4 protein-coding genes and 1 pseudogene are annotated in these 4,416 nt (G+C 63.6%); 1 reads left to right on the forward strand and 4 read right to left on the reverse strand.

Annotated elements, in window-relative coordinates; genetic code table 11:
- Positions 1 to 298 (reverse strand): annotated as a pseudogene (locus EOA29_RS42320) (AraC family transcriptional regulator); the annotation flags it as partial.
- 171 nt (positions 299 to 469) lie between these two features.
- Here EOA29_RS42320 and EOA29_RS26585 point away from each other — a divergent pair.
- The gene (locus EOA29_RS26585; protein ID WP_245468546.1) at positions 470 to 1,306 is read left to right on the forward strand and encodes an NAD-dependent epimerase/dehydratase family protein; all 837 of its coding nucleotides are present in this window, start codon (positions 470 to 472) and stop codon (positions 1,304 to 1,306) included.
- A gap of 98 nt (positions 1,307 to 1,404) precedes the next feature.
- Here the strand turns inward: EOA29_RS26585 and ntrC are convergent, their stop codons facing one another.
- The 3 genes from ntrC to EOA29_RS26600 form a co-directional block, all read right to left on the reverse strand.
- Complete coding sequence (ntrC, locus tag EOA29_RS26590) at positions 1,405 to 2,865, reverse strand: nitrogen regulation protein NR(I) (protein ID WP_126094046.1); 1,461 nt, start codon at positions 2,863 to 2,865, stop codon at positions 1,405 to 1,407.
- A complete protein-coding gene (locus tag EOA29_RS26595; protein WP_126094047.1) occupies positions 2,862 to 4,004 on the reverse strand; it encodes a nitrogen regulation protein NR(II) in 1,143 nt (380 codons plus the stop codon). Before EOA29_RS26595 ends, ntrC begins: the two co-directional genes overlap by 4 nt.
- The coding region (locus EOA29_RS26600; RefSeq protein ID WP_189478999.1) for a tRNA-dihydrouridine synthase at positions 4,001 to 4,416 on the reverse strand (416 nt) is incomplete at its 5' end. The genes EOA29_RS26595 and EOA29_RS26600, both read right to left, overlap by 4 nt.

The raw sequence follows: 4,416 nt of genomic DNA on the forward strand, positions 1-4,416 counted from the left end.
CCTCATCCTCCGACGCCACCCCCTCGGGCATGACAGGCGGCAAGCGAACCTCCCCCGTTCCGAATGAGGTTTCAGCCTCGAACCCGCCCTCCTGTCCCGCGGGTACGAAATCAATGTCACCAGCTCGCCGTAAGAAATATCGCCCGGCGTCATTGCAATAGGTGCGCGTCGCCGCGCTGGCATGAACCATGATGCGGTGATGATCCGCCCGCGGCAGCCGATAGGTGCCTGCTTCGACATGCCGTGAAGCGATTGATATGCCAGCCGAGGCCCGGGCCGAAGTGAACTGCGGATGCATGTGAAACGAGCCTCAAAATCATGGCAGAACCTGCTCAACATTTGGCGGTTCCTGCGCGATTTTCAATGCCGAAGCCCTTTAGACCTGCGCCTCGTTTGCCAACGCAAAGAGGTTCATATGAGTTACTATGTTGTCGTCGGAGCAGGCCCGGTCGGGCGCGAGACGGCGCGCCTGCTCGGTGAGCAGGAGCATGATGTCGTCCTCATAAGCAGGAGCGGGAGCGATATCGATTTGCCCGGCGTGCGCGCGAGGCAGGCGGACGCCACCGATGCCGCCGAACTTTCACGCATCAGCCGGGGCGCGGATGCCATCTTCATGTGCGCCATGGCGCCTTATCACCGGTGGCCGACCGACTTCTTTCCGATCGTCGACGGCACGGTGCGCGCGGCGGAGGCCGTCGATGCGAAGATCATCCTGCTCGGAAACCTCTACGGCTACGGCGAAAACGCTGATAGTTCCCTTCACTCAGACTTGCCGCTCGACCCGACATCGAGGAAGGGCACTGTTCGGACGATAATGTGGCAGCGTGTGTCTCGAGCCAGCGTACCGGCCATCGAGGTGCGTTCCAGCGATTATCTGGGGCATGGCGCGGTCACCTACTTCTCGCTTCTCGCACTGCCATCCATCGTTCAAGGAAAGCCCGTCGCCTTCTTGGGAGACCTCGACGCCGATCATGCCTGGGCTTTCATCAAGGACGTCGCCCGGACGCTCGTCGCGTCAGCCTTCTACACGGGTGAATGGGGACGAGCCTTCCATGTCCCGTCGCAATACGCTTCGCCCCGCGATCTTATCCGCAGAACCGCGGCGATGCTTGGAAGGGAGGTTGCGTCAATGCGTTGCTATTCCATCGCCGAGATGGAAGCCCTGGGCATGCATGAGCTCGTGGAAATGAAATATCTCTTCGATCGCCCGCTGCTGGTCGATTCTTCCGATACCGAGCATCTCCTCGGCGTGAAGGCCAGCTGCCTTGATGTAATGATCGCGGACACCGTCAGAGACTATCTCTGAACCAATTATATGAAGTAGAAACAAAGCGTTCCGCCCGTCGGCTGACGGGCTGAACAAACGAGATGGGGCCGGCAAAGCATCTGGCAGGCATCGAAGGTCTAGATCTGTCTTGAGGCCTTGTAGACGTTGACGCCGAGCTCGCGGATCTTCTTGCGCAGCGTGTTGCGGTTGAGGCCCAGAAGCTCGGCCGCCTTGATCTGGTTGCCGCGCGTCGCCGTCATCGAGGCCAGCACCAGCGGATACTCGACCTCGGCAAGGATGCGCTGGTAAAGCCCCGACGGCGGCAGTTCGCCGGCGAAGGAAGCAAAATAGCGCTGCAGGAAATGCTCGACCGCCTGGCCGATCGACAGATCGTCGGGGATGAGCGGTCCGACGCCCGGCACCACAGGCCTTTCGCCGGTCTTGAGTTCCGTCTCGATGATCTCGGCCGAAATCTCGTCCTGCGAATAGAGCGCGGCCAGCCTGCGCACCAGGTTTTCGAGCTCGCGCACGTTGCCGGGCCAGGGATAGCGCTTCATCAGCTCGATGCCGCCCGCCGAAATGCGCTTGGTCTGCAGGCCTTCGCTGGCGCCCTGCTTGAAGAAGTGCCGCACAAGGTCAGGGACGTCTTCCGACCGCTCGCGCAGCGCCGGAAGTCTCAGCGGCACGACGTTCAGGCGGTAGAACAGGTCTTCGCGGAACAGGCCCTGGTTGATCAGCGTCCGCAAGTCCTTGTTGGTGGCGGCGACGATGCGCACGTCGGTCTTGATCGGGGTACGGCCGCCGACTGTCGTGTATTCGCCCTGCTGCAGCACGCGCAGCAGGCGCGTCTGCGCCTCCATCGGCATGTCGCCGATCTCGTCGAGGAACAGCGTGCCGCCCTCGGCTTGCTCGAAGCGGCCGGTGGAGCGGTTCTGGGCGCCGGTGAAGGCGCCCTTCTCGTGGCCGAACAGTTCCGATTCGATGAGGTCGCGCGGGATCGCCGCCATGTTGATTGCCACGAAAGGCCCGCCGCGGCGGCGGCCATATTCATGCAGCGCGCGCGCCACCAGTTCCTTGCCGGTCCCGGATTCGCCGCTGATCATCACCGTCAGGTCCGTCTGCATCATGCGGGCCAGCATGCGGTAGATGTCCTGCATGGCTGCCGAACGGCCTACCAAAGGCATCGTCTCCGGCTGCTCGTCGGCGCGCGAATCGAGCTTCGGCCGCTTCGGCTCGGCCAGCGCCCGATTGACGATGTTGAGCAACTCGGTGAGGTCGAACGGCTTCGGCAGATATTCGTAGGCGCCGGTCTCGGAAGCGCGGATGGCGGTCATGAAGGTGTTCTGCGCGCTCATGACGATGACCGGCAGCTCCGGCCGCGCCTTCTTGATGCGCGGCAGCATGTCGAAGGCGTTCTCGTCCGGCATCACCACGTCGGTGATGACGAGATCGCCCTCGCCCGCTGCCACCCAGCGCCACAGCGTCGAGGCATTCGAGGTTACGCGCACCTCATGGCCGACGCGCGACAGCGCCTGGTTGAGCACGGTGCGGATGGCCGCATCGTCGTCGGCGACGAGAATATTGCCGCGAACGGTCATTTGCGGTCTCCTTCAGCTTCGTCGCCGGCGCCGGGCGCAGTCTCCTTCCAGGCCGGCATTAGGACGCGGAACGTGGTCCCGCGCGGCGTCGAATCGCATTCGATGATGCCGCCATGCTCACCGACGATCTTTGCAACCAGCGCCAGCCCAAGGCCGGAGCCGTTCGGCTTGGTGGTGATGAATGGGTCGAAGAGGATCGGCAGGATGTCCTCGGAAACGCCGGGCCCGTTGTCGTGCACGCAAAATTCCAGCGGCAGCGAGACACGGTCCTGCGTTCCGGGCACGGAAACGCGGATGCCGGGCCGGAAGGCGGTCGACAGCACGATCTCGCCCTGCGGGTCGGCGCCGATCGCCTCGGCGGCATTCTTGACCAGGTTCAGGAACACCTGGATCAACTGGTCGCGATTGGCGAAGACCGGAGGAAGCGATGGATCATACTCTTCCAAAATCTTGATTCGCTTCGCAAAACCATTTTTGGCGATTGCCTTCACATGATCCAGCACGACATGGATGTTGACGGGGAAGCGCTCGATCGGCCGCTCGTCGGAAAACACCTCCATGCGGTCGACCAGCGAGACGATGCGGTCGGTCTCGTCGGTGATCAGCCTCGTCAGCGCGCGGTCCTCGTCGGAGGCCGACAGTTCGAGCAGTTGGGCGGCGCCGCGGATACCCGAAAGCGGGTTCTTGATCTCATGCGCCAGCATAGCCGCGAGGCCGGTGACGGAACGGGCGGCACCCCGGTGCGTCATCTGACGATCGATCTTGTCGGCCATCGACCGTTCCTGGAACATCACCACGACGGAACCCGGGAACTCCGGCACCGGCGCGACATAGAGATCGACCATCTTCTCGATGCCGAGGCGCGGCGAGGAGACGTCGACGCGGTATTCGTTGACCGGCGCGTGGCGCTCGCGCACCTGGTCGACCAGCGTCAGCAGCGGGCTGCCGAACGGCACCAGCTTGGACAAAGTGTTGCGGGCGAGCATGGTAGCGCTGGAGCGGAAGAAATCCTCGGCATCCGCGTTGGCGAAAGTGATGAAGCCGTCGGCATCGACCATGATCACCGGGCGGCGGATGGTGTTCAGCACGATGTTGGCGGCATCCGCCATTTCGGTTGGCTGTGGAGCGCTCGCCTTCATGCCGCGCTCCGCATTTCGGTCAGCATGACAGGATCGGCAAGAGCCTCGCGCAGCCCTCGGATGACCTCCGTGGGCTCGAAAGAGGTGAGGATACGCTTCCGCTGCTCCGCCGACGCCCTGGCCGCGTGCCGGTCGAGATACCAGCCGAGATGCTTGCGCGCCTGACGCAGCCCGCTTTCGACGCCGTAGAGCGAGAGCATGTCCTCGTAATGCGCAGCGACGTAGTCGGCGAGCGCTTGCGGCGTTTCGGGAATGCCGTGCGTCGATGTATCGGCGGCAGCCGCCGCGACACTGCCCGCGGCCCACGGCGCGCCGTAGTGGGCGCGGCCGATCATCACCGCGTCGGCGCCCGACTGTTCGAGGATCGTCGCCGCCTCTTCCGGCGAGCCGACATCGCCGTTGGCCACCACCG

The sequence above is a fragment of the Mesorhizobium sp. M1E.F.Ca.ET.063.01.1.1 genome (assembly GCF_003998155.1).
In the GTDB taxonomy this organism is placed as follows: domain Bacteria; phylum Pseudomonadota; class Alphaproteobacteria; order Rhizobiales; family Rhizobiaceae; genus Mesorhizobium.

Bases quoted from the DNA above. Each gene is read 5' to 3' on its own strand.
- ntrC (WP_126094046.1), bottom strand. From the start codon at position 2,865: ATGACCGTTCGCGGCAATATTCTCGTCGCCGACGACGATGCGGCCATC.
- EOA29_RS26595 (WP_126094047.1), bottom strand. From the start codon at position 4,004: ATGAAGGCGAGCGCTCCACAGCCAACCGAAATGGCGGATGCCGCCAAC.